The 26631-nt window shown below is 55.8% G+C and carries 18 protein-coding genes and 1 pseudogene; 10 read left to right on the top strand and 9 right to left on the bottom strand.

What is annotated here, in order from left to right; all coding sequences use genetic code 11:
* Positions 1 to 1112 precede the first annotated feature (1112 nt).
* The 5 genes from HPC62_RS06805 to HPC62_RS06825 all read right to left on the bottom strand — a co-directional run bounded on the left by HPC62_RS06805 (position 1113) and on the right by HPC62_RS06825 (position 4960).
* Positions 1113 to 1523 (bottom strand): DUF4332 domain-containing protein, encoded by a 411-nt coding sequence (locus HPC62_RS06805; RefSeq protein ID WP_172354328.1) that lies wholly within the window; start codon positions 1521 to 1523, stop codon positions 1113 to 1115.
* 285 nt (positions 1524 to 1808) lie between these two features.
* On the bottom strand, positions 1809 to 3641 hold the full coding sequence (thrS, locus tag HPC62_RS06810) for a threonine--tRNA ligase (protein WP_172354329.1): 1833 nt from the start codon (positions 3639 to 3641) through the stop codon (positions 1809 to 1811).
* 179 nt (positions 3642 to 3820) lie between these two features.
* Positions 3821 to 4159, bottom strand: coding sequence for a hypothetical protein (locus HPC62_RS06815; protein ID WP_172354330.1), 339 nt, complete (start codon positions 4157 to 4159; stop codon positions 3821 to 3823).
* An 80-nt stretch (positions 4160 to 4239) separates the two neighbouring features.
* Positions 4240 to 4557: a hypothetical protein gene (locus tag HPC62_RS06820; RefSeq protein WP_172354331.1), complete on the bottom strand. Its 318-nt coding sequence runs from the start codon at positions 4555 to 4557 to the stop codon at positions 4240 to 4242.
* Positions 4558 to 4645: 88 nt separating this feature from the next.
* The gene (locus HPC62_RS06825) at positions 4646 to 4960 is read right to left on the bottom strand and encodes a hypothetical protein (RefSeq protein WP_172354332.1); all 315 of its coding nucleotides are present in this window, start codon (positions 4958 to 4960) and stop codon (positions 4646 to 4648) included.
* Between the two features lie 511 nt (positions 4961 to 5471).
* Between HPC62_RS06825 and HPC62_RS06830 the strand changes: the two genes are divergently transcribed.
* Positions 5472 to 7175: a potassium channel family protein gene (locus HPC62_RS06830; RefSeq protein ID WP_172354333.1), complete on the top strand. Its 1704-nt coding sequence runs from the start codon at positions 5472 to 5474 to the stop codon at positions 7173 to 7175.
* Between the two features lie 89 nt (positions 7176 to 7264).
* Positions 7265 to 9766, top strand: a complete 2502-nt coding sequence (locus HPC62_RS06835; RefSeq protein WP_172354334.1) for a glycosyltransferase — start codon at positions 7265 to 7267, stop codon at positions 9764 to 9766.
* A 106-nt stretch (positions 9767 to 9872) separates the two neighbouring features.
* Here HPC62_RS06835 and HPC62_RS06840 read toward each other — a convergent pair whose 3' ends face one another.
* Positions 9873 to 10724, bottom strand: coding sequence for a universal stress protein (locus HPC62_RS06840; RefSeq protein ID WP_172354335.1), 852 nt, complete (start codon positions 10722 to 10724; stop codon positions 9873 to 9875).
* Positions 10725 to 11170: 446 nt separating this feature from the next.
* Between HPC62_RS06840 and HPC62_RS06845 the strand changes: the two genes are divergently transcribed.
* From HPC62_RS06845 to guaD, 3 genes are all read left to right on the top strand, one after another.
* The gene (locus tag HPC62_RS06845; RefSeq protein ID WP_172354336.1) at positions 11171 to 11632 is read left to right on the top strand and encodes an acyl-CoA thioesterase; all 462 of its coding nucleotides are present in this window, start codon (positions 11171 to 11173) and stop codon (positions 11630 to 11632) included.
* 107 nt (positions 11633 to 11739) lie between these two features.
* Positions 11740 to 12678, top strand: a complete 939-nt coding sequence (gene rbsK / locus HPC62_RS06850; RefSeq protein WP_172354337.1) for a ribokinase — start codon at positions 11740 to 11742, stop codon at positions 12676 to 12678.
* Positions 12679 to 12860: 182 nt separating this feature from the next.
* A complete protein-coding gene (guaD, locus tag HPC62_RS06855) occupies positions 12861 to 14222 on the top strand; it encodes a guanine deaminase (RefSeq protein WP_172354338.1) in 1362 nt (453 codons plus the stop codon).
* Positions 14223 to 14777: 555 nt separating this feature from the next.
* On the opposite strand, the gene HPC62_RS06860 is transcribed toward guaD, so the two are convergent.
* Positions 14778 to 15092, bottom strand: coding sequence for a DUF3155 domain-containing protein (locus HPC62_RS06860; RefSeq protein ID WP_068512609.1), 315 nt, complete (start codon positions 15090 to 15092; stop codon positions 14778 to 14780).
* A 1048-nt stretch (positions 15093 to 16140) separates the two neighbouring features.
* On the opposite strand from HPC62_RS06860, the gene HPC62_RS06865 reads away from it, so the two are divergent.
* The 3 genes from HPC62_RS06865 (at position 16141) to HPC62_RS06875 (ending at position 20284) form a co-directional block, all read left to right on the top strand.
* Positions 16141 to 17484 (top strand): sensor histidine kinase, encoded by a 1344-nt coding sequence (locus HPC62_RS06865; protein WP_228721717.1) that lies wholly within the window; start codon positions 16141 to 16143, stop codon positions 17482 to 17484.
* Positions 17485 to 17738: 254 nt separating this feature from the next.
* The gene (aqpZ, locus tag HPC62_RS06870) at positions 17739 to 18509 is read left to right on the top strand and encodes an aquaporin Z (RefSeq protein WP_172354340.1); all 771 of its coding nucleotides are present in this window, start codon (positions 17739 to 17741) and stop codon (positions 18507 to 18509) included.
* A 482-nt stretch (positions 18510 to 18991) separates the two neighbouring features.
* Positions 18992 to 20284 (top strand): MFS transporter, encoded by a 1293-nt coding sequence (locus HPC62_RS06875; RefSeq protein WP_172354341.1) that lies wholly within the window; start codon positions 18992 to 18994, stop codon positions 20282 to 20284.
* Positions 20285 to 20325: 41 nt separating this feature from the next.
* Here the strand turns inward: HPC62_RS06875 and HPC62_RS06880 are convergent, their stop codons facing one another.
* Positions 20326 to 21222, bottom strand: a complete 897-nt coding sequence (locus HPC62_RS06880) for an antibiotic biosynthesis monooxygenase (protein WP_172354342.1) — start codon at positions 21220 to 21222, stop codon at positions 20326 to 20328.
* Positions 21223 to 21849: 627 nt separating this feature from the next.
* Here HPC62_RS06880 and HPC62_RS06885 point away from each other — a divergent pair.
* Positions 21850 to 23289, top strand: coding sequence for a uracil-xanthine permease family protein (locus tag HPC62_RS06885; protein ID WP_172354343.1), 1440 nt, complete (start codon positions 21850 to 21852; stop codon positions 23287 to 23289).
* A gap of 768 nt (positions 23290 to 24057) precedes the next feature.
* Positions 24058 to 25071: an iron uptake porin gene (locus HPC62_RS24135; protein WP_315872760.1), complete on the top strand. Its 1014-nt coding sequence runs from the start codon at positions 24058 to 24060 to the stop codon at positions 25069 to 25071.
* A 97-nt stretch (positions 25072 to 25168) separates the two neighbouring features.
* Here the strand turns inward: HPC62_RS24135 and HPC62_RS06895 are convergent.
* Positions 25169 to 26480 (bottom strand): annotated as a pseudogene (locus HPC62_RS06895) (NF041680 family putative transposase).
* Positions 26481 to 26631: the final 151 nt, after the last annotated feature.

Below are 26631 nucleotides of genomic sequence, written 5' to 3' on the forward strand. Positions count from 1 at the left end.
CGCAAAACCGCTGTAGGGCAGAGCGATTGGACAGGCTAGGGCGATCGCTCTAGCGTGAAATAGCCTGGTACAAATCTAAGAACACCCTCTTTCCACATCAAGCCCACATCAAGCCTGTATCAAGCCCACAATTGGCCTTTGGGGGCTAGCTTGGGCAACCCGATGCGCTGAACCGACTCATTGTATCGACTGAAAACCCAATTGGCACGGCACCCCGAAATCCCAACGACACCCTGCTGCTGAGTGCCAGTTTAAGTCTAATCACAGCTTAAATCTAGCGAGAGTGCCGAAAGCTGTCTGTTGGGACAGAACGTTTTATAAGCTGCATCTGGACGGAGATAGCCTAGGCATTGTTTTATAGCTTTCTAGGTCGTTGATTGCCCTGAGTCGATCCCCCTAAATCCCCCTTAACAAGGGGGACTTTAGACTTTTTAGGTCGTTGATTGACTTGAGTCGATCCCCCTAAATCCCCCTTGACAAGGGGGACTTTAGACTTTCTAGGTCGTTGATTGACTTGAGTCGATCCCCCTTAAATCCCCCTTAACAAGGGGGACTTTAGACTTTTTAGGTCGTTGATTGACTTGAGTCGATCCCTTTAAATCCCACTTCAAAAGGGGGACTCCCGGAGCGGTTTGACCCGGTTCCCCCCTTGTTAAGGGGGGCTAGGGGGGATCAAAGGGTTTTAAAACATGCCCTAGCAGTCAAACCCCAGGCATGGATGTCGAGCGAGTGTGTCGAATGGGCAGGGGGCGGGGTCTGTTTTTTGGGATAGCGCGGGCCGCCCCCATAAATCCTCTGGGCTAAACATGCCCTGATCTACAAAACCGATGACGCTCCCTGACGTGATCTAGAATGCCCCGTCAGCGGGCAAGTCTATCTGGGAATGCCCAAATACGGTTTGGCCTTGCTCAACGGGGGAGGTGTTTATCCCACAGGGCAAGCAGGGTCAAGGTTCGGAGAGGTGCGCGTGGAACCACCGGCCAAACCGCAGCGTTGACGAGGGCCGCAGCGGCTTAGCGGCTTCATCATGCAGCAGATTTGGGCAAATTTGATAGGACGGATTTGATGAGGCAGATTTGATGGGGCAGATTGAGACGGATTAATTGAACAGATTAATACTGAATCACACGGGGCAGTTCCTTTGCCTGAGCGACCCAATTGGCAACGAGGACGGCTTCGGGCAATAGCTTGACGATATTCCGTTCTTCGTTCAAGCGGACAATTTGCTGATGCAGGTTTTCGGGGTTTCGCTGGGCCAGTTCGGGCACGGTGTCTACGCCCGCCAGTTCGAGCAGGTCGGCATATTCTCGCCCGATGCCTTTGATGCGATACAGATCTGCCAGGTTGAGCCAGCGCAGCAGATCGGCTTCGGGCAATCCGGTTGCTTGCGCCAACTGCTTGCGCCCGCTGGGGGTTGCGCCTTTTTCTAGCAGGGCTTCGGTGGTTTCGATGCCGGCGGCTTGCAGGGCTTTGGCGGCCGCGTCGTCAATACCTTTGATGACGGTTACATTATTATCTTTCATTTGTAAGGCGATTTAGGGTAGCTAGATGGGAGAGTCTAAATATTGGGCGATCGCCATTCTGCTGTCATCCCAACCATCTATCTGCTTGAGACAGCGGTCGGAACTGCATTCGCACGGCAAAGCCCCAGCCCCTAATATCCGCTGTGAGCTGCGTCCCTGTAGGTAATCCGGGTGACATCCGGCAGCCGGGGGAGGAATCTGATTTAGGGCAACATGGGCGACCTGAACCCTGACCGCATCGGCCCTCTCAAAATTGCCCCTAAAAATTGCCCCTAAAAATTGCCCTTAAAAATTGCCGTAGTGGGCGATCGCCCCCGTCAGCCGTTCTAGCACCTCCGCCACGGGTAATGCCCCGAGTTCACCGGAGGCGCGGGTGCGGATGCTGAGGGATTGGGTTTCCATCTCCTTGGCTCCGATCACCGCCATCACCGGGATTTTGTCCTTTTCGGCATTGCGGATCATCTTGCCCAGGCGTTCGCCACTGGTGTCGAGTTCGGCGCGGATGGAGCGCGATCGCATCTGCTCCACCACCGACTGGGCAAACGGTACCTGCTCCTCCGTCACGCACATCAGCCGCACTTGAACCGGAGCCAGCCACAGCGGAAAGTCGCCCGCATATTCTTCAATTAAAATCCCAATCAGCCGCTCCAGCGAGCCAAAGGGGGCGCGGTGAATCATCACAGGGCGCTTGCGGGAACCATCTTCGGCGACGTATTCCAAATCAAATCGCTCCGGCAGGTTGTAATCCACCTGCACCGTGCCTAGTTGCCACTCGCGATCGAGCGCATCCTGGAAGATAAAGTCCAGCTTTGGCCCGTAGAACGCCGCTTCGCCAATGCCCAGGAAGTGATCCATACCCAGCGTTTCGACTGCGCGGCGAATCGCGCCCTCGGCCTTGTCCCAGACCTCATCGGAGCCGATGTATTTATCCTGTTCTGGGTCGCGGAAGCTGAGGCGGGCGCGGAAGTTCTTAAGCTGGAGGCTCTTGAACACGTTGAGGATCAGATCCACCACGTTGAGGAATTCCTGATCGAGCTGCTCCGGAGTGACGAACAGGTGCGAATCATCCACCGTGAAGCCGCGCACGCGGGTCAAGCCGCCCAGTTCGCCCGACTGCTCATAGCGATAGACCGTGCCGAATTCTGCCAGCCGCATGGGCAGTTCTCGATAGGAGCGCAGTTGGCTTTTGTAAATCTGGATGTGGAAGGGGCAGTTCATCGGCTTGAGCACAAAGCCCTCTTCGTCCTGACGGGCTTCGTCATCGTCCGCCATCATGGGGAACATGTCTTCTTTGTACTTTTGCCAGTGCCCGGAGGTTTTGAACAGGTCGATGCGGGCGATGTGGGGCGTGACGACGGGCAGGTAGCCGCGCTTGATTTGCTCCTGCTTGAGGAAGTCTTCGAGGAGCGATCGCAGCAGAGTTCCCTTCGGAGTCCACAGGGGCAGCCCCGGCCCCACGATGTCGGTGAAGATGAACAGTCCCAGTTCTTTGCCCAGCTTGCGGTGGTCGCGGCGCAGGGCTTCTTCTTTGCGGCGGTGATATTCCGCGAGTTGTTCTGGCGTTTCCCAGGCGGTGCCGTAGATGCGCTGGAGTTGGGCTTTGGTTTCATCGCCGCGCCAATAGGCTCCGGCCACGCTTTCTAGGGCGATCGCATCTGGATTCAGCTCAGCGGTCGATTCCACATGGGGCCCAGCGCACAAATCCCACCACTGGTCGCCCAGATGATAAATCGTAATCGGTTCCTTCAAATCCGCCAGGATTTCTAGCTTATAGGGTTCGCCCAGTGCTTTGATGCGGCGCTCGGCCTCTTCCCGCGAGACCTCTTCGCGAATCACGGGCAGCTTGCGATTGATGATTTTGGTCATCTCTTTTTTGATGGCCTTCAGATCCTTTTCGGTAAAGGGTTCTGGGCTATCAAAGTCGTAGTAAAAGCCGTTCTCGATCCAGGGCCCAATGGTGACTTGGGCTTTGGGAAAGAGCTTCTGCACGGCCATCGCCATCACATGGGAAGTCGTGTGCCGAATCTTCTTGAGCGTTTCCGATTCGCTGGTGCGAGGCAGATAAATCTTTTGGGCGGATTCGTCTTCGGGTTGTGCAGAAGGAACGGCGTTCGACATGGATTGGCTGACGGTTTGAGTAAAAAAGCAGGAATGGAATGAACGCTTTCTATCTTACACGCGAGGCTGGCTGACCGAGGTTCTGCCGCAGTTCTGAGGCTGGGCGGAATCGGGGCGATCGCCTCCCTTGCTGCTTTCGAGATCAGCTTCCCAAGCCATCGCGACTTCCAAACCCGTCGCTACCCGCCACCGCCAGCATCGAGGGTCTGCCCCAAATAGCCATAGATGCCCAGCAATATCAGCAGAAACACCCCGTAGCCCAGGATCGTGCTGCGGAGAGGCGGCCCAATCGGTTGCTGCGTCGCGACCCAGCCCAGCCAGCCGAGCCACAGGGCAACTGGCACACTGACCCAGAGAAAAATTTGACCCAGCAGCTTTTTGGCGCGATCTAGCTCGGTCAAAAATCCGTCTGGAAAGCCCAATCCCTGCCCATCGAGGTAAATCATCCCCGACAGCGCGAGAACCAGAAACGCACAGAGAAAAGCAGCGACCCGGTTGCTGGCTGAGGACTGTCTCATGGGCGATCGCCCTTTGCATTCATTTGAATGATTTGAATGATTAAACACGCGATAAGCAAAGATGCGTCAAGCAGCGCACTCTACGAATTACTGGAAGATTGGTGCTGCGCGATGTATGCGTTGATGGCATCAACTGCCTCTCGCAGCGTTACGTTTGTCTCTTCTTTGTAGAGCCGAATCGCTTCGACTTTACGTTTGGGATCAAGCGCAATTTGTTTGATTCGCTCGGAAAGCTGAAACGGAGTGTCGATTTCCAAGCGATCGAGAATCAGATCCAGGCAAAGCTCCAGGCGTTTGGTGCGCCGATCGATCCGCTTGACGGTGGAATCCAAATCAAAAAACAGACCGACAACAACGAATGCAAACGCGAAGCTGGTGATTAGCTCTAGGGTGGTCATAGCGCTGGTTTGACTGAGTGACCTTGACTTGTTAAACCCGGAATTTCAGAGTTCGCAAAGATTCCACCGATAGCTACAAAACCATGACTTAATATTCCAAAAACACCATATCGAAACTGTCAGGAATGGGGTGAGCCAATCCGGGCACCGGACGAGACGACGGCTCCTCCTGTTCGCGCAGGGCCTCGACGCGGGTTTCAAGGGTGGCGATCTGGCTGTCCAGCGCCGCGAGGCGATCGCCAATTTGCTGACGGCGTGCGTCTAGCGACTGAAGCTCTTGCTGGAGCCGTTTCTTTTCGACCGATAGTTTATACAAATCCAGAAACGCGGCGGCTTCGGTTTTGGGGCGGGGCATCGTGCTGATTTTAGGGCGAATTGCGCCAGGGGTGGAGCGAGGACGCATAGGAATCACCAAGTGTGAATGGCTTGTGGGGTGTCTTTTGAAAGACTTCTGCTTAGTGTGCCCAGTCTGGTGCGGCGCTATCAGGGAACAGGCACAGCAACAGAGCGATCGCCCCATCTCATCCCTCAACACACCCCAAGAACCCTCCCTCTTCCCTCTTCCCTCTTCGTTCTTCGTTCTTCCCTCTTCGTTCTTCGTTCTTCGTTCTTCCCTCTTCGTTCTTCCCTCCTCCCCCCTGAGAACTGTAAACCTCCAAGTCCCAAAGCTTTACATTGGGTAAACATTTGCAGCATCGTGCTTGGGGCTACAGTTTGCCCGCACCGCCTGCCAAAGAATTGGTAGATCAGTAGATCAGAACTTGTGACTAAAGGCTGTTCTGGGCTGTTTTCGAGACTGGTTTTTGAGTTTGTTTTTCGAGACGTTGGAACGCAGCGGGCGATCGCCTGTTCAGGCATAAACCATCAACCCTTGCGTCCCGCTGACAGAGCGTATGGCTGACAATCAGGAATTCATGAAACCAAGAATTATCGTTTGTGGTCTGGGTCGAGCGGGGTACAAGATCTTTTGCCTGCTAAAGCAGCAGGGTGCGGCAGTGGTGGGGATCAACAGTCGCCCGCTGGCTCAGGCAGAGCAGGGCGGGGCAGACATCATCGTGGGCGACATGCGATCGGCGGCAATTCTGCTAGAAGCAGGTGTGCAAGAGGCCCATACGCTGGTGCTGGCCAGCAGCGACGACGCGCAAAATCTGGCCGTGCTGACGCAGGCGCGAGTGCTAAATCCTCGCATTCGCATTATCAACCGCTTGTTTAATACCAGCCTGGGCGATCGCCTCGATCACACGCTGCCCGATCACGTTAGCATGAGCGTGGCGGCGCTGGCGGCTCCGGTGTTTGCCTTTGCCGCGATGGGCAGTCGGGCGATTGGGCAACTGCGCCTGTTTGATCAGGTCTGGCCGATGCGGGAAGAATTTATCGACGAAACCCATCCCTGGCTGGGGCGGCCGCTGAGCGAACTCTGGGAAGACCGCTCGCGGATGCTGATCTATTACCTGCCAGAAAATAGCCGCATGGATCTGGTGTCGGGGGTGGTGCATGGGCAACTGCTGCAATGGGGCGATCGCCTGATTGTGGCCACCAAGCCCGAAGCCCAGGTTAGCGGGCGATCGCTCAGCGAAACGCTGCTGGTTTGGGGCAACCACCTGCGCCAGTTTCAGCAGCATGTCCGCCCGACGGTAATGGCGATTCTGCTCCTGCTCGCGGCTATTCTGGGGGCCACCCTGCTCTACACCGAGCATGTCCGCGCAGATTTCATCGATGCCCTCTACTTTTCGGTGGGCATGATTACGGGGGCAGGCGGCAACGAAGGCGTGGCGGAAGGAGCGCAGCCCGAAATTAAGCTGTTCACCGTGTCGATGATGCTGATCGGTACGGGCGTGGTTGGCATCTGCTATGCCCTGCTGAATGACCTGGTGCTGGGGACGCGGCTGCGGCAGCTCTGGCAGTCTGCCCCCATTCCCCGCCGCAATCACTACATCGTCTGCGGGCTGGGCGGCGTGGGTATTCAGACTGTGCGCCAGCTCCACGCCAGCGGTGGCCGCGTGGTGGTAATCGAGAAAGATCCGGGCAATCGCTTTTTGAGCGCCGTGCGATCGCTGCGCGTGCCCGTGATTCTTGGCGATGCCAGTCTGGCCTGCACGCTCCAGGATGCCCATATCGCCTCAGCGCGGGCCCTGATTGCTGTCACTAGCGATGACGTAGCCAATCTGGAAATTGCCCTGACGGCCAAAGGGATTGCGCCGCGCATTTCCGTCATCGTTCGCAATCAAGACCCCCAGTTCGCGCCGTTGGCAGAGCAGGTGTTTGATTTTGAAGCCGTGCTGAGTCCGGCGGATCTGGCGGCTCCCTCTTTTGCCGCCGCCGCGCTGGGCGGACGCATTCTGGGCAACGGTATGGCCGGCGATAGCCTGTGGGTGGCCCTGGCGACGCTGATCACGCCGGGTCATCCCTTCTGCGATCGCCCCCTCAAGGAAGCCGCGATGGATGTCGATTTTGTGCCGCTGTACCTGGAGGCCGAACGCAAAACCACCCACGGCTGGAACCTGCTGGATGTCACGCTGCAAGCCGGGGACGTGCTTTACCTGACCATGCCTGCTACCCATCTGGAACAACTCTGGCGCACAGTGCCCTCGGAGGTAGGGCTGAGGGGAAGAGCGTAGGAAAGCGGGGATGATGGGATGATGGGAGGTTGAGAAGCCCCCTCATCTCTGGTTTATCCCGTCTCTGGTTCATCCTGTCTCTGGTTAAAATGCCTTTCCCCCTCACCGACCCCGCCTGGATCGAAACCCGCGATTTCCTGAAGCAACACGCCCGCGAACTCGATGCCATCCTTGCGCCAAACGAGTTCATGGAGTTCTTTCCGGGCAACTATCACTACAACATCACCTACCTGCTGCCGCCGTCCCACTTTGACTATGTGGTGATACACAAGGGCATGGTGGCGGAAATCGAGCCGCCCTTTGCGCTGGAGGTGCTGCGGACGTTTCAGCCGCTCTTTGCAAACGCCGTGTTTGTGGTGTTTGCCAAACAGCCGCCGGAAAACGCGCCCAAAGCAGCAGGGGTGCATCTCCAGCCCTTGCTGAACCAGCTTGCGGTGGTGGAGGCGCAGCAGCGGGGCAAGGTAAAGCCGATTCGCTATGGCGTGACGATTACCACCTACAACCGACCGGAGAGCCTGGGGCGATCGCTCCCGCAGATCCGCCAGTTGGGTGCGCCCGTGGTGATTGTGGACGATGCCTCCAGTCCCGAAAACGCCGCCGCCAACCAGCGCATCGCCGACGAACACGGCGTTCCCCTCATCCGCATTCCCGAAAATCGCGGCCTGCCCAACGCCATGAACGTCGGCATCGGCTACTGGCTAGCCGACCCCGCCATCGACTGGATTTCCTACTTCCAGGACGATGTGGACGTGCATCCCGACCTGTTCAAGATTCTGGAGAAAATCCAAGATCCCGTGGAGCGGCCGATTCTGGCGGGGCGTGACGCGCTGGAGCATCCCACCTTTGCCAAAGGCAGCATCGCGGGTTACGAGGTGTTGTTCAAGCGCTCTATGCCAGGGCAACACCTGCACGCCCACCGGGACTATTGGGCCGGGGTCATGCCCATTCCTACGCCGTATCTGGGCGCACCCAAGCCGACGGGCGGCAAGCCGGGCCAGGGCGCAGACGAAGACTGGTGGATTACTGCCTGGTCGCCCCATGCCATTCCCAAGCGGGGCAAGTACCTGATCTGCGTACCCGGACTGGTGCGAAGCTTCCAGATTACGGAGCAGGGGTCTACCTGGGGCAACATCAGCGAGCGGCAGGAAGACGGGCAGCCGATAATAGATGCGGCGCTGAAGGAACTGGCGGTGCCCGCAGTAGCCAAGGCGGATTCAGTGGAACGGGTGGAGCGCGATTCGCGAAGCGATCCCTGCGGGAATCGCCCTCCAGATCCGCCCCTAGCCGAACCCGTCCTCGCCGGCCTGAAAGTTCTCGTTGATGGATATAACCTGCAACTGACCACGGGCACGGGCATCCGCACCTACGCGGTGAACCTGATTCGGGCGCTGACGGTGCTGGGGGCGGATGTGGACGTGCTGCTCAGCCGCAACAGCAACAAAAAAGACCCGATTTTGGACGAGGTGCTGTTCTTTGACGAGCAGGACGTGGGCGGGCGCAAACTGGTAGAAAACCTGATGCTGGTCAAAGACCTGCTGAAATCTTCTGTGCCGTCGCTCTATCGGGCGTGGCGGCGGGAAGCGGTGGGCGAGGTGGTGCTAAAGCAGGGCAAGTTTACCGAAGATTTCATTCAGCTTGCCCGGTCGTACAATTTGCCGAAGTGCTATAGCGTCGCCAATGCGGCGTTTAACCTGTTTGGACGGTCTACTCAGGTGACGATTCCCGAAAAAATCGACCTGTGGCACGCCACGTTTCCTCTGCCCGTCAGCATTCCCGGCGCAAAGAAAGTCACCACGATTCACGACCTGATTCCGCTGCGCCTGCCCTATACGACGCTGGACAACAAGAAGGATTTCTATAACAAGGTGAAGCGATCGCTCAAGGATTCCACCTTGACCATTGCTGTGTCGGAACACACCAAAAAAGATGTGCTGTCTTACTTTGATGCCGACCCCGACAAGATCGTCGTCACCTACCAGCCCGTGAATATCAAGCCGCTAGACGCAACGCCGGAGGAAATCGGCGACTTCCTGAAGCGCTATCGGCTGGGCTATCAGAACTATCTGCTGTTTGTGGGGGCGATCGAACCCAAGAAGAACGTCGGGCGCTTGCTGGAGGCCTATGCCGCGCTGGAAACTGACCTGCCGCTGGTCATCGTCGGCAAAAAGGCCTGGTCCTTTGAGGACGACCTGGGGCGACTGGATTACCTGTTTGACCCCGGCACAAAGCAGGACGTGCGCCTGCTGGAATATGTCCCCGGCGATGCCCTGCGCTATCTGTATCAGGGGGCGTACTGTTTCGTTTTTCCGTCGCTCTACGAAGGCTTTGGGCTGCCGCCGATCGAGGCGATGACGATGGGCTGTCCGGTGGTCACGTCGAGCGCGTCCTGCCTGCCAGAGGTCTGCGGCCCGGCGGCGCTATACGTGAATCCCTACGATGTGGCAGATATTCAGGCCAAGCTGGAGCAAATTTTGGGCGATCGCCCCCTGCGCGACCAGCTTGCCGAAACCGGAAAACAGGTTGCCCAGAACTTTAGCCTGAAGAACTACCTGAATCGACTCAGCGCCGCCTACCTGAGGGCGATCGGCTAAGGCACGTCCTGTTGTGAACGATTCCGGCACAGCGACTTGAAATGACAGGCAAAGGGGCAGGCTAAGGTTTCTTCAAATGACCCGCTCCTCTGCGACTGCCTCCTGGCTACGGATTCGGGATTCGCACCAGCAGCACGGGGCATGGCGCATACACCCGCACATAGTCCGACAGCGACTGCCCCAGCAGCCGATCCAGATCGGGCAATCCCTTGGCGATGGTGGGGCGGCGATCGGGCGAACCGAGCATCAGCAGGTCTACGTTCAGGTCTTCCGCAAGCTGACAGATGCGTTCGCCAGGTTTGCCTTCGGGGGCGACGGTTTTGTAGGAAATGCCGTATTTTTTGGCTTCGGCGATCGCCGGAATGAGCACCGGATCTTCGTCTGGGTTCGCCGCAATTTCACCCGGCTTGAGCTTCATCTCTGGGTTGGTATGCACTAGCACCAGTTGCCCGCCCTTGATGTCGCGCAGGAAGGTAATGGCCAGCTTCAGCGTTTCCTTTGCCGAGTCGGACTTGTCCATTGCTACCATGATGCGGTTGATTTTCTTGACGTAGAGATCATCCCGCACCAGCAGCATTGGCCGCGAAGCTAGCTGAAACACGTACTGGCTGACGGAATTTTCCAGAATCGACTGAATCCGCTTCAGGCCGCGAGATCCCATGATGATCAGGTCGGCATCCACTTCATCCGCCACCTTTAGCACTACGTCCTTGGGTTCGCCCTCCCGCAGCACTGCCGTCACCCGCGCCGAATCGAGCTTCAGATTTTGGATCGCCTGCGACAAAACCCGGCCGCCCTCTTCCCACTTGGCTACCATCTCATCGGAGGTGACCTGCGGTGGGACGACGTGCAGCACAGTCACCGTCGCCGCCTGAACAGTTGGGATTTCCATTAGGCTCTTGAGCATTTCCTCGGTATGCCCAGTGCCAGAATCTGCCAGCAAAATTTTCTCGATCATGCTTGCCTCTTAACAGCTTTTCAGTCAGAACAAGTTAAGTCAGAACGGGTGTTTTAGGGGTGTCTTAAAGAGAATGTTTAGGTCAGTAGACCATTCAAGACCATTCGCAAAACATACATCGGAACGTTCTCCGAATCATTCCGACAATGCCCAATTGAATGAATCAGCGGGCGATCGCCCCAAAGCCCGAATCCCTTGCAATATCCGTATTCCAGCTTAAAATACGGCGGTCTGGGCTGCGGCGGAAATGATGTAAAAATTGACGTGGCAATACCGCCCGCCATGCCGAGCGCCTTATAATTCCACTGCTGAATATTTTGCAGTTTGTGCCCGTGTCAGGCTGCATTCTCTTGGCAAATCGCCCCAATCGCGTTGATAGCATAGAGGAGGCCGCGCCCAGCGCTCGGCCGCTTTCGGAAGACTTTTGATCTGTTTGCAGCCCATCCATGACCGAACTCCCCACCCACGCCATCCAGCCCGCCGTCGCCGCCAGCGATAGCTGGTTCGACTATCCTGTGCGCGTCCAGCCCCACCACACCGACTATGCAGGCGTGGCCTGGCACGGCACCTACATCGCCTGGCTCGAAGAAGCCCGCATCGAGTATCTGCGCTCCATCGGCGTAAACTATGAAGACCTCGTGGCGATCGGCTGCGAACTGCCCGTCGTCGAACTCTCGCTGCGCTATCACCGGGCGATTCAGATGGGCGCAGGGGCGATCGTCCGCACTCGGTTGCAGATGGACGGCGTGCGCCTCAACTGCGACTATCGCATCCAGTCTCCCGATGGCGAAATCCTCTACGCCACAGCCCAGGTTACGCTTGTCGCCGTAGATCGCGAAAAGGGCAAGATCATGCGCGTGCTGCCGCCAGCAGTGAAGAGTGCGCTGATGCGACTGGCGAGTCTGTGATCAAGGGTCAGGATGATAAGTTGCTCAACACAGCAAGGAACAATCCAAAAACGCAACCCCTTCCCTCTTCGTTCTTCCCTCTTCGTTCTTCCGTCTTTCCCCTCCCTATGTCCGTCATCGTCTTTGGCAGCCTCAATATGGATCTCGTCGCCCGCACGCCGCGTCTGCCCAAACCGGGTGAAACGCTGACGGGGCATAGGTTTGAAACCGTGCCGGGGGGCAAGGGCGCAAATCAGGCGGTGGCGGTGGCGCGGCTGGGTGTGCCAACGGCGATGGTGGGGCGCGTGGGCGGCGACGGTTTTGGACAGGACTTGCTGCGGGGGTTGCAAGAGAGCGGCGTGACGTGCGATCGCATCTTGATTGACTCCAGCACTCACTCTGGCATCGCCATGATCGCTGTTGATGATGCTAGCGAGAACACCATCATTCTGATTCCTGGCGCAAATGGTCGCGTCGATGAAACGGACGTGGCGCGGCTGACGGAGATTTTGCCCCAGGCGAAGGTGCTGCTGCTGCAACTGGAAATTCCCCTGCCGATGGTGGTTGCCGCAGCCAGGGCCGCTAAATCTGCTGGGGTGACGGTGCTATTCGACCCCGCCCCCGCCCGCACGGATCTGCCTGACGAGCTATTTCCGCTGATCGACCTGATTACGCCCAACCAGGTGGAAACGGGCCAGCTTGTGGGGTTCCCGGTGACCGACCTAGAGTCGGCTCAAAAAGCGGCGGCCGTGCTGCACGAGCGGGGGGTGGGCACGGTTATTAGCAAGCTGGGCAAAGCCGGAGCAGTCTGCATGGCGGCGGACGAAACCTTTGAAATTCCCAGCTTTCCGGTGCAGGCTGTGGATACGGTGGCCGCAGGCGACTGCTTTAACGGCGGGCTGGCGGCCGGGCTGGCGGCTGGCCTAACGCTCCGACAGGCGACGACTCAGGCGGCGGCGGCGGCGGCGATCTCGGTGACGCGACCCGGCGCACAGCCCTCCCTGCCCACCCGCGAAGAGTTACGCGCCTTTTTGCAGGCGCGATCGGTCTCGCTGCCCGGTTTCTGAGGGGCGAGGTTTTTCAGCGCCCGACTGATAGCAGCGCTACAGCAGCCTGTGCAAAACGTCTTAATCTGGGCATAGGCGTTTGCTGCGGGGGGCAAATTCTGGGCTGCGTTCCTCGCAGTTTCTGAACCTAGAAACCTACCCCCTCCTGCCCCTTGCCCTTCGATTCCCGACCTTTCTATCCTATGACCACTGCCTACGCCACGCCTTCTAGCGATGCGACGCTTCATGCCATTCGGGGCGCGTTTCTGGATTTTCTGGATGATCCATATTACGTGCCGGAGCCAGAAAGCGTCCGCTACATCCACGATGGGCTGATGGTCTTGGAGAACGGCTGCATCAAGGCGCTGGGCGACTATGCCACGGTGCGGGCGGAGTATCCCCATGTGCCCGTGACCCATCAGCGCGATCGCCTCTTGGTTCCAGGATTCATCGATACCCATGTGCATTACCCCCAGACGGAGATGATCGGGGCCTACGGCGAGCAACTGCTGGAGTGGCTGAACAAATACACGTTTCCAACGGAGGCAAAGTTCAAAGACAAGAATTATGCCCGTCAGATGGCGGCCTTTTTCTTAGAGGAACTGGTAAAAAACGGCACGACGACGGCTCTGGTGCTGGCAGCGGTGTTTCCAGAGTCCGTGGATGCCTTTTTTGAAGAGGCGCAGCAGCGCAACCTGCGGATGGTAGCGGGCAAGGTGATGATGGATCGCCATGCGCCGGAGTATCTGACGGATACAGCCGAGAGCGCATATACAGACAGTCGGGCCCTGATTGAGCGCTGGCACAAGTGCGATCGCCTCCTCTATGCTATTACGCCGCGCTTCGCCATCACCTCTACGCCAGAGCAACTGCGGGCGGCGGGCAAGCTGCTGGAGGAGTTTCCTGATGTCTACCTACACACGCACCTGTCAGAAAATCTTAAAGAAGTAGCGTTTACTCTAGAGCTATTTCCAGAGTGTACCGATTACCTGAATGTGTATGAATCCTTTGGGCTAGTGCGCGATCGCTCGATTTTCGCCCACGGCATCCAGCTCAGCGATTCCGAATTTGAGCGGCTGTCGCGGTCGGGCGCAACGATCGCCTTTTGCCCCACGTCGAACCTGTTTCTGGGCAGCGGACTCTTCAACTTGAAAAAGGCCAAATCGCCCGAAGCGCCTGTGCAGGTGGGGCTGGCGACCGATGTGGGCGGCGGTACGAGCCTCTCGATGCTGCGGACGGCCAGCGAAGCCTATAAAGTGACCCAACTGCGGGGCGATCGCCTGTCTGCGTTCCAGACGTTTTACATGATGACGCTGGGGGGAGCGCGATCGCTGTTGCTAGACGACAAAATCGGCAACTTCCAGGTGGGCAAAGAAGCTGATTTGGTGGCGCTAGATCTGCAATCCACACCGCTCCTGGCGAAGCGAAACCCCGTCGCCGTGCCCGCTGATTTTCAGGAGATGGCGGATTCAGTCTTTGCCACAATGATCCTGGCAGACGAGCGGGCGATCGCCGCGACCTATATTGCCGGACAGCTTGCCTACGAGCGAGATGCAAAACCGTAAAGCTTTGCAACGGTTTTCGTCGCATTCGGGCAAAAATGCCTGTTGGTTACATAAAATACACCGACTGTCTGGTAACGGTGTTATTCCTAGTGTCAACTTAATACCCAACTAATACCCAACTAGTCCCCAATCTAATATTCAACTTAAAACGCAAACGTAGTAAACGCCTGGTTCAACGCCTGGGCGATCGCCCACAATCCACCTCTCCAACCCCAACCCAAAGCTCCAAAAAAAAGCGGAGCTACATGCATAGCCCCGCGTCCCACTAGTTGAAAAAGCCAGCAATTTCTGATGAAATTTGAAAACCGCTTGCTTTGATTTTCTCTAAGCTGTCTCAATTCATGCGCTTGCAGCTTTACAGGTTCTGATTCAAACTGCCCTGAGCATCCTTGCGATCGGGCTAGCAGGCTTTAGCTACTGATCTAGCTATTCGCTGATCTAGCTATTCGCCGCTTACGTTGATTGAACAGCGCCCGACACCTGAACGTTACAGGAGCTTTAGAGATGCGGATGAACGATTCAAACCACTTGCGCTAGCTGAGAACCGAAGCGAGACTACCGACTTGAAGCGAGTGAAAGCTCATCGGACTCATCTTCCGACAGCCGCAAACTGGGGAACAGGAAATGGTTTTCCTCAACATACTGTGCCCCAAAAAGCCCCTTTTCTGCCCAGAAATAGCGATCGGTAGTATGTTCGTTTCGCTTAACGAGCAGTAAGGCCGGTGGCGCAATGCCCTCAGCCTGAATGAACTTTCTAGCAGCCGTGACGGGTTTATCTTCGCCACTTTCAATACTGTACTGAGGCACCAACTCCAGGATTCTACGCCCCTCTAGGCGGCGACGACTCTTACGCTTACGTCTCCTTGCCAACCTCCTGACCTCCTCTCTCTCTAGGAATAGATGTAACTGTAGTTACAAAAAACTAAACCGTCGCCAGTATAGTGTCCTGGTCTCAAAATTTCAACTTCTTTTAACCTACCGACATAAAATCTTAGGGATGTCGGCTTAGAAGCCTCGATATTTCGCAGGATTGCTTAATTTATCTGCGGCGAGGCTTAATATTTCGTTATACTCTGCCACCCGTCCAAGGCACTATAAACTTGCCGAAGCCCTGCTCAGGCCTGGCTGTTTGTCATCTGTCTGATGGTACAGGTGCTTGGCACAGTCCCTGAGCAGATGCCTCCTTAAGATCCATCTAGAAGATCCAGCCAGATCCAGCCTTCTTGATCCAACGTGTAAGCAAAGCCACTTGAGCGCATCCCAGTTCTGCAAGTTTGCCCTCATCCCCCAACCCCTTCTTCCAACAAGGGAGAAGGAAAGCCGGATTGGAAGTCCCTCTCTGGAGTTGTATGACTACCCTTGACAAAATTCCGTGACAGGGATTTGGGGTGAGGGTTATAACAGTGGGATCACCGAGCCAATTTGTTGATCGTGTGCTTGCATGTAAGTCAATTGGCAAGGCACTCCTAGAGCCTGCTCTACCCCGTTTTTAATCCGTCTGACGCTCATATCGCTTCTATAATGAGTGGCTAATGGGGATCGAGCATCTGCAATCCCTTTTGAAACTGCATATCGCATTTCCTTGAGGGGTAAGGTACACACCACCCTAGAAAAGTTAGAGTTTTGTGCCCCTCTCAGAGGGTGTTTGAAAAGGTATCGCCTGTAATGTTAAGCACTCAGAGATCCCCCCTAGCCCCCCTTGTTAAGGGGGGAAACCGCCTTAAAGTCCCCCTTTTTAAGGAGATTTAGGCGGATCTTGCACGCTTTGCTACAAACAGTAGGACTTTTCAAACATCCTCTCAGCTTCAGAAATGCTGTAATAGCTTGCAACATGTTGATGCCAGCCAGCCCTGAGTTTGTTTTGCTTTGTCAGTCGCAGATTGCGGCCCTGACTCAGGGGCTTGGGGCTGCTTTGAGCGTGGTGTATTTAACAGATGACCCGGCAGCGGGCGGCGACGCTGATCTAACGCCCGTCGCTGCCTATCCCGAAGAAGCCGTGGATTGGAGCCAGGAACAGATTCTGCGGCTGTTATCGGGCGGGCCGTCTAGCACCCCCTTACCCCCCCAACGGCTGTTGGCGGATGCAGAGCGATCGCCCGCCTCCCCTCCTAACTCTGCCTCAACGCCGCAGCAATCGGAGCGCCCGTCAGGAACACCAAACCCTGCCTTTCAGCGTGCTGCCGGCCCTGCTGCCGAACCAGGGCTATACTCCCAGAAAATTGTCCTGCCGCTCGTCTATGAAGGCATGATGATGGGACTGTTGGTGACGGCGTGTTCGGATTGCCTCTGGGGAGAACAGGAGCAGAGCCAGGTCGAGCATATTGCCCAAACGCTGGCGATCGCCCGCTTGCTCGATCAGCGATCGCAGTGGGCTGAGTTTGAGCTACACCAGCGCCAGGTGTTGCAAAGCCAGCAGCGCGACCAGATGGATGACCTGCTGCACCAGTTTCGCAATCCGCTGACGGCAGTTCGCACCTTTGGCAAACTGCTGCTGCGTCGCGTCCAGCCGGAAGACGAAAACCGCACCGTGGCAGAGGGCATCGTGCGTGAGAGCGATCGCCTGCAAGATCTGCTGCGCCAGTTTGATACTGTCATCGATCTCGACCCTGCTTCTCTGCCCGAAGCCAGTCCCGTATCGCCATCCCGTGATGCAGAGGTTCATTCTGGCAGAGCGCCCCTAGCGTTGCCATCCCAGGCAGCCCCCACTCCGTCAGAACCCCGCTCCGTGACCGGGCAAGTGCAGCTCGAAGCGCTGAATTTGGCGGCAGTGGTCGCGCCGCTGGTCAATTCTGCTAAGGTGATCGCCCAGGAGCGGGGTCTGACGCTGCACACTGACTTGCCGCCCGACTTGCCGCCCGTGTGGGGCGATCGCCGCGCCCTGCAAGAAGTTCTGAATAACCTGCTAGACAATGCGCTGAAATACACGCCATCGGGCGGCACGGTGCGATTGGTTGGCGGCATCGAGCGCCAGTCGGAGAGGGGGAACAGACAGCAGGCGATCGCCATTCTCGACACCGGCCCCGGCATTCCCAAAGCCGACTTTGAGCATCTGTTTGAACGACACTTTCGCGGCGTGCAGTCCCAGGGCGAGATTCCTGGAACGGGGCTAGGATTGGCGATCGCCCGCGATCTCATGTCTCAAATGCAGGGCGAAATCCAGGTCTTTAGCCCAGCCGACGAGAGTGGATTAATCGAACCCAGCACTTCACCCGGCACTGCCTTTTTGGTTTGGCTTCCAATCCACGTCGCCAGCCAGGATTAAGCTTTCCAATGAGTTCCTTAAGCTATCAATATTTCCTGACGAAATTGCGACGTTTGTGTCGCACAACAACTTGTCTTTCCATGCGGTTACGTATATCCTGCTACCAAATGGAATGTTGTTGCTCTAAAGCAATCTGTTTTCCGCCTTATCGGGGTTGACACTAAGCGCAATCTTGACTTTGCGCGATTCCGTTTAAATTCACAGATTAAGTGTCTAGATCTCTAGCCACATTCTTTTGAGGAGCTTGTGTAAATATGTCCCTTCCTGTTCCCCTTACAAAGCGGCTAATCGCCGAATTTATCGGCACTTTCTGGCTGGTGCTGGGCGGTTGCGGCAGCGCCGTGCTGGCAGCAAACTTTCCCTATGGTGACGGCGGCAACGCCCTCGGCTTGGGCTTTCTGGGTGTTTCCCTGGCCTTCGGTCTAACGGTGTTCACCCTGGCCTATGGCTTCGGCCACATTTCTGGCGCACACTTCAACCCCGCCGTGTCCTTTGGTCTGTGGGCGGGCAAGCGCTTCTCTGGTGCAGACCTGCTGCCCTACATCATTTCTCAAGTGCTGGGTGCAATTCTAGCTGGCGGCGTGATTTACCTAATCGCCCAAGACCGTCCCGGCTTTGGGCTCTCCGGTTCCAACCCGCTCGCAACGAATGGCTGGGGTGTGCATTCCCCCGGTGGCTATGGCTTCTGGTCGGCTCTATTAATCGAAGTTGTGCTGACCTTTGTGTTCCTGCTGGTCATCCTGGGTTCCACCGATCGCCGCGCCCCCAAAGGCTTTGCCCCCGCTGCCATCGGTCTGGCGCTAACGCTGATTCACCTGATCAGCATCCCCGTCACGAATACCTCGGTCAACCCTGCTCGAAGCACGGGTGTTGCCCTGTTTGCGGGTTTGTCTCACGTTTCCCAACTGTGGCTTTTCTGGCTGGCTCCCATCGGTGGTGCTGTTCTGGCTGGATGGCTCTACTACAGCGTGTTTGAGCCTTCTGTAACAACGGAAGAGTACGCGCGCGAGCGGGAAGTCGTGTAGGAAATGGGAACTGCTGAAGCAGGCTAACCCCTGCTGACGACTCTTAAACACCTTCAAGACAAATGCCTGGGGCCTGGCTCCGGGCATTTTACGTTTGAAAGTCTTGGCTCACGTCTTGGCTCACATTGATTCTCAATTTTGGTCAGACTTACGCATTTGCGATAGGTTTTCTGGGTTTTGGACGATTTCTCGCGGGCTGCGCCCACGAGAAATCGCCCAACTGCGTAAGTCCTATTTGGATTTGCGATTTTGGATTTGCGATTTTGGATAGTCGAGCGTCTGCAGAGCTTCCAGCGATTTCAGGTGTCGCACCACTTAGAAGTTAGAAGATTAGAAGAATTGATATTACAGACCGTGGTGTTTGTCCACAGGCTGTGTCAGCGGGTTTTGACAGCTCGAACCAGAGGAGTAGCCACGTATCCGCCAGTCCTTTACTCTTAAAGAAATCTTGCGAAGAAACCTCGTAACCCCAGAAACTGCCCATGAACCTTCTGTTTGGCTCTGTCCAATCAGCCAACCAATTTGTCTGGATTCAGGCAATTGGTCGGCTGCTCTGCCAGATTGCCTACGGACTAATCAGCTTTTATATCCCAATTCTGTTTGTGAATCACATTGGCCTGTCGGCGGCTTCTGTGGGTTTTGCAGTGGGACTGAGTGCCGTCAGCGAGGTCAGCGGTCACTTCATCGGCGGCACGCTGGCAGATTTGTCTGGCGGGGGACGCAAGCGGGTGCTGGTTTTGGCGGCGGCGCTGGGGATTGGGGTATCGCTGATGCTGAGCGTGGCCACGACCTTGCCGCTGCTGATTGTGGCGAGCTTGGTGCTGGGCATTAGTTTGGGGTTTTATTGGACGGCTTCTAATGCAGCGGTTATGGATGCTGCGCCGCCAGAAGAGCGTCATCACGCCTTTGCGCTGATGGGCGTTTCGGAATATGTCGGCGTGGGGGCTGGGGTGTTTGGCGGCAGCCTTCTGCTGGGCGTGATTCAGGACATGCCGCAGACCATTTTTCTAGGCTGCGCGGCGATTTTCCTAGCTTATCTGCTGCTAATGCAGTTCACCATGCAGCCAGGACAACAGCCCCAGGCAAAACCGGGCGCGGCAGAACAGGGCATTCTGGTTGCGTTAAAAGATAAGCTGCTGCTGGTGTTTATGGCGGCGAATGTGTTTTTTACAACCTATGTGGCGCTGGTTACCAGCACTATTCCGCTCTACTTCACGAATTTTGTGGCAGGGGCTGACCCTACACCAGGGGTGTCGGTGTCGAGTACGGCCAATCTATTTACCTGGTGCTATATCGGCGTGGGGGCGGTGTTGCAACTGCCGCTGGCGCAACTGCTCACGCCCTATCCCAGGGTGCGGGTGCTGATGGCGGCGATGCTGCTGTGGGGGGCGGGGTTTTCGCTGCTGTGGGCGACGGGTTCCTTTGTGGAGGGTCAGTTTATCTGGGGAGTGGTGGCGCTGTGTCTATTGTCGATTGGCTCAGTGGCTTACAAGCCGTTCTTTTCAGCGATTGTGTCTGATCTGGCTCCCGATACGCTACGAGGGGCGTATATGGCCGTTAGCTCTCAGTGCTGGACGATTGGGTATTTTATTGGGCCGGTGCTGGGCGGCTGGGCAATGGATCAATCAGCATCGGTGGCTCATGTGTTTTGGCTCGTTGTGGGGGCGAGTTCGCTGCTGTGTGTGGGAATTTTGTGGGTTTTTGAGGCAATGAATCCGGCGATCGCCCATTCCACAGTCACCCCCTCAGCGCTCTCGTCCAAGCCCGAATCCTAATCACAGAATTTTTCAGAATTGGTTGCAGAACGGGTTCAACCCTAGTAGGACTTCTTGCTGTACTGCTTGGGCGGCTTGGGCGCGATTACGTTCACGACTTTATAGAGGTGTTGATCGACTGTGGGAGGGGCGTGAAGGGCGATCGCCCCTGCCTCACCATCCTCAGCCTCCACAGTTCCTAATCCAGACAGCGCATCCACCGCTGGAACCTGGGTCAGGTCTTGAAATTCCTCTGCATAGCCCCAATAGGCCATCAGCAAGGCTTCCGAATTATCAACAGACTTCAGCAGCATGACTGATCGCGGGGCAGGATACATTTTGGTGACGGCTGGCAGCGCTTGCTCTACCTCAGACAGCACCTCTGGCAAATCCTCTGTGTCTGCTACGGAGACCTCGCCCAGTTGCACCAGCGCCCCCTGCCCGCGAATCACAGGCACCATGCCGCTGGGAATCTGCATATCCGCGAGTTCAAACACTTCTGTCTTGGCAGGCGTTACCGCAATAGGAGGTTGACCGCCTTTGGAAGACTCTTTCTGATACTCCTTCTGGTACTTGGTATAGTCTTCTACGGGCTGGGACATAAACGCTTCATAGCTAGCGGCATCCGTCCACTGAGTCAGGGCAACCACGCGAGAACCGTCCTCGCTCTGCAACACCGATAGCCCCTTAAAACCTTCTGCACCCTTGAAGAACGCCTTGCTGGACTTGAGTACGGTAGAAACGGCGTTGATCTGGGTGTCAGGTGTGGTTTCGTAAACCGACAGGACGCTAACCGCCTCTGGCTCTGTGTCAAACAGAAGCACCTGGGGCGCTTTGTCGGCATAGGCGGCGATCGCCCCACCAAACCCGAACCACAGCACCAGCCCTATCGCCAATACACCCCGAACCCAACCCCCTCCCCACAATCGACGGATTAGATCGAACAAAACACCTTGCATTACGACGCTATGCATCACGCCTCCCAAAACATCTATTCGCTTGCGCCATCAAGCTCAGTATCGTAGCCGCAGGTTTTGGCGATCTTTTGTATTGCGAGATACCCGGCTGTAGGCAGGGTTCTATCTCCCAACCGCATCCGATGAGCGTCCAACCGTGGCTTTGTAGGAAGGAGGCAAGCTTTCGTATCTGAAGCTACAGCGTCTAGGCGATCGCTCGATTACAGTTATAGCCGTGGGCTGTATACAGTATTTTGTATGCAATTCTCTCGCGCCTTGATGACAAGTATCATCGGTAAGCCTTTGCCTGCATGGCGCTTTCTTCAAGAGGTAGCGGGATACGTCGTGCAAGCTTCTGTGTACAGGTCTTGGGGAACAGTCCTGACAGCAGTTTTTGTTGGACAAAGGTCTGATTGCCCCAATTTTTTTAAGGTTCTATGCTGCCCTGTCAAAAGCCGGTTTTCGACTCCGTTTTCGACTCCATCTGTCTACACCTATCTCAGGTGATTTACAGATGAATTTCGTATCTTTTGAGACAAATAAAATTCTGATTGATTGCGAATCTTTGATGCAAACCCTTGTTTTATAAATTTCTGTTCTAGCTTTTATTTCAGGAGATGTGGAAGGGGAATGACACAAGCAGATCATGATTTAACGCTGGAGGAAGCCTCCGCATCGGGCGAGCCAATTATCAAATCGGAATTGCTCTATGGACTAAACGACAAGCCTCCGGTTGGGGAGTCCCTATTTGTGGCACTTCAGCATGTGCTGGCATCATTCGTCGGAATCATTACGCCACCGCTGATTATTGCAGGCGCTTTGGGGTTAGATCCCGTCAATACAAGCTACCTCGTGAGCATGTCGCTCTTTGCGTCCGGTCTTTGCACCTTTATTCAGTGCCGCAGAATCGGCCCCGTCGGCTCTGGACTGCTCAGCTTGCAGGGAACGAGTTTTGCCTTCTTGGGCCCCATCATCGGCGCGGGCACAGGCGCAATTCAGGGCGGAAGCACCCCAGAGCAAGCGCTGGCGCTTGTTTTTGGCGTGTGCTTTTTTGGCTCTGCGGTGGAAATTATCCTGAGCCGTTTTCTGCACTTGCTCAGCAAGATCATTACCCCGGTGGTTTCGGGCACAGTAGTGATGATTATTGGTCTAGGGCTGATCCGAACTGGGATTGTGAGCTTGGCGGGTGGTGCTGCGGCCCAGAGAGCAGCGGACGGCAGTTTTGGAAGCTGGCAAAATCTAGCGCTCGGTGGACTGGTGATGGCGATCGTGGTTATTCTCACCGTCTCTGGGAATCGGTTCCTGAGAATGGGGGCGATCGCCATTGGTTTGCTGGTGGGCTACATCATCGCTGCTTTCATGGGTCTGGTCAATTTCAGCGCCCTGAGCAATCTGTCATTCTTCAGCCTGCCCATTCCGTTCCGCTATGGGATGCGCTTTGACCTGGGGACGTTCCTGCCCTTTATTTTGCTGTACGTTTTGACGGCAATTGAAACCGTGGGCGACTTGACTGCGACTTCGGCCGTATCTGGCGAACCCGTGAAGGGGCCGCTCTATGTTCGCCGGATCAAGGGCGGCGTTTTGGGAGATGGGGTCAACTCGGCGATCGCCGCTTTGCTAAACACCTTCCCCAACACCACCTTCAGCCAAAACAACGGCGTGATTCAGATGACAGGTGTGGGCAGCCGCTATGTGGGCTTCTTTGTCGCTGGTATCTTCGCTATCCTGGGTCTGCTGCCCATCGTAGGGGGCGTGTTCCAGGCCATTCCTCAGCCTGTGCTGGGCGGTGCAACGCTGATTATGTTTGGCTCAATCGCCGTTGCAGGCTTGAACATCGTATCTTCTGCAAATCTGGATCGTCGGTCGATGATCATTGTTGCCGTTTCTCTGGCGCTGGGCTTGGGTGTGCTGTATGCCCCAGAGATTTTTGATGGCAAGCCGCCTCTTTTCAGAAATCTCTTTGGTTCCAGCATTTCCACAGGCGGCTTGACGGCAATCCTGCTAAGCTGGTTGCTGCCTCGCAAGGATGATGCAGAGGAAATTTCGCAGGGCTTCGTTGAAGAATCATAGGCTTGATGCTCTATTTTGATTCGAGTTTGATTTGAGTAGGCGAAGCAGTTTAGCCCTCGCAAAAGTGTTTCTAGAGAAGGCATGGTTGTCGTGAAGTAAGCGCGCGCCATGCCTTCTTTTTCAAGCAGATTACGAATTGATTGAAAAGCCTCGAAAGAGGTCTTTTCTAAGGATTCTTAGAGGGTGTTTGAGGAGGTACTGCCTGTAATATTAAGCACTCAGAGATTCCCCCTAGCCCCACTTAACAAGGGGGGAAACTGCCTTAAAGTCTCCCTTTTTAAAGGAGAATTTAGGGGGATCTTGCACGCTTTGCTACAAACAGTAAGACTTTTCAAACATCCTCTTAAATCCATCCCTGACTCTGAAAGGTTCTTTCAGCAAGTGTCTTGAACAACATTGGGATTGGGCTTTTCGTCAATTACTTTTGTCGATGCCTTGATCTGAAATCACGACGCAATTTAACGTTTCGGATTTGGATTAGTAAACCGGAATATTCTTTTGCAAATGTGACTCGGAATACAAATTCGAGATTCGGCTGAGATTAGCCTATATGAAATGTTTCTGGCTTGCTTGAAAGTTATATCTCTAAGTCTTCATGTCTCGATTTCTATTGGGTGTGGATATTTAGAAAAAATGCATTGCAAGGATACATGAAATGCTTTAAGTCCAACAGAAATGCATTAAGACGTACTTAATTTCTAGCAAGCTATCAGACCGTTCTCGACCGTTCATCGTGGTGCTTGAGGAGCTTTTGAAATGAGATTTGAGGTGTTTAGACCTCTGCTAGCGGCGTTGGTCGTGGCGGGGGCATTTGGAATGGATCACCGGGCGATCGCCAGCCCAGTTGCACCCTCCGAAGCTGAGACGCAGCCCGCTCTGGATACCCCAGTTGCCGGTGCAGCCGTCGATTCCAGCCTGCCTATGCCAGACCTGGGAAGGGTAAGGTTGGCCGACGCAAATTTGGACGCAACTTTGGATGCAAGTTTGGACACAGCTTTGTCTGAGCCGTCTCCAGTCGCCGATCTGGAGTCCGCCCCTGCAACGACTGACCTACTCGAAGTTTCACCAGAGCTATCTCCAGAGGTAGAGCCGCTGGAGGCTCCTTCGACGCTGCCCCCCGAAATGGACGGCGCATCCAGTGCCGCAGACCTGTCGGCCTCAGAGATCACCAGCGAGGCGATCGCCATCCCAGTAGACATGCTACTGAGCGGTACACTGCCAGTGGATGTCAGCCCTGCGATGGCGCAGGTCACCTCAGTTCAGCAGTTTTCCGATGTACAGCCGAGCGACTGGGCCTACGAAGCCCTGGCCTACTTGGCAAACTCTGAGGCAGAAGGTGGACTAGATTGCTTGGAAGGCTACCCTGACGGCACGTTTCGAGGCGGCCGCGCCATGACTCGTTATGAATTTGCTGCGGGTCTGGCCTCTTGCCTGGATGCGGTCGTGGGCCGGCTCGACTCCCTCGACCCAGAAGCCCTGGCACGAATCGAAGCCCTCCAGCGAGAGTTTGCCGCAGAATTGGCTGTGCTGCGGGGTCGGGTAGACGCGCTGGAGGAAGCCGTTGCCGCACTCGAAGCCAACCAGTTTTCAACCACCACCGTTCTGCGCGGCAATGCCTGGATGAACCTGACCCAGGCATTCCCCGATGGCCGCATTTTGACAGAGCGCAACCCCTTCGCGCCCAACGCCTTTGCGCCGCCCATTCGAGATGCCAACGGTCGCCCCAGCCGCGTTTTCCGCGACCAGCCCCAACTCACCTTCAGCTACTTTAGTTTGGACTAACTGGCATCACAATAATGCTCAACAGGATGCCATAAAGAATCTGCTCAACCGTTCATAACAGTTGAACTTAAGGAATTGGATACAATCCTGCTCGCAGTTAAGCTGCTGTTGCAACCGGACTGTTCAGGGATTGTTCGGATGTCTTGCGTTTCGAGGCTCGTTTTTTGACCATCGGATAGCAGGGACGAGGAGTTGGCTTGTGCCCCTTGCCTCGTCCTGGCGATTTACCACGAGGTTTAGGCGCAGGAGCAGGGGTGCCAATCGCTGCCAAAATGCCTGCAACCGCTTGTGCGACCCGACCCGGAGTCAACGTTTCTTGCGGTGCCTGCCAGGGCAAGGGGTGGTCAGTACAGTCCTTTCGCGCTAACCACAACTGCCAACTGAGCAACGGCATCAGGCTGCTCCACTGTTCGGTTGCCGATACAGAACTGAACTGGGGATGTGTCCAATAGAGCCTCTGCTTGGCAAAGCGATACCAGTGTTCAATGGCAAAGCGACGGAGGTAGTGCAACCACAGGGTTTCTAACGGAGGCATCTGCTCACCCAGCCAAACTAACCACAAAGGAGCCAAGCGTCGCGTGCTGCTCTGTGTCTCCAGCACCTCCACGCGCAACACTTCCATTGCCCGTTTGGGGGATTTGCGGAAATGGTATGCACTCCAACGACTGACCCGCACTCGTCCCCAGTTGGGATCATCGACTTCAACGGTTTCGACCGGGACACTCCAAGTGTCAGGGTCATTGAGTTTCATCTTATGTCCATGCTTGGCAGGTGCGCCTCGCCCTCGATCCGCTGGGGGCGCGCCATAGACACATCGATTGGATGTAACCCGCAGCAGCAAGTCTGCCTCAATCCCTGCCGTTTGGTTGACAAAACTGGCATTGCCGTACCCTCGGTCGTAGATCGCCAACGGACGCACCGCTAACTGCCGAGTCACTTGTTTGAGTTGGAATGCCGCTTTACTGGCGGGTGTTTCAAAGCTGGTGATGCGCTCATGCCGCAATGGTAATGCCCAACTGCCCCTGTCTTCAGCAATCCAGGCTAAGGTACTGTAGTTTTGTCCGGCTATCGGGGCATGTCCTGTTCTGCCTGATAAGGTGCGGTCTTTCAAACGCCTGGCAGCAGAAGAGCACACGACTCGCATCACCTGCCAACAACGGTTGCTGCTGAGTCGGTATCTGCTGCACCAACAGCTTCAGCACCTTTGATCGGGGTAGGCGGCTATCGCGCAACGCTTCATAGGTGCTCGACCACTGGCGACGAAAGACAGGACTCTGCGATAGCCTCACAAACGACACGATGCACGCACTCACTAACACGGCATCCATCAGATCAAACAGGGCATCTCTGGCGTTTCCCAAGCTGGCATACAACGTTTGGCGAAATTGCTGAAGTTCGTTGAAAATCATGGGGTCAATGTTGGTTGTACTTCATTGACCTTACGGCAGTCGGTGCTTCTCATTGACTGCCTTCCTCTTCACCATTAGTCCAAACTAAAGTTATTAATAGCTGATAGGCCTTCGTATTGTGGCTGTAGATTGTGGCTGTAGATTGTGGCTG

Origin of the sequence: Thermoleptolyngbya sichuanensis A183 (assembly GCF_013177315.1) — a bacterium.
GTDB lineage: Bacteria > Cyanobacteriota > Cyanobacteriia > Elainellales > Elainellaceae > Thermoleptolyngbya > Thermoleptolyngbya sichuanensis.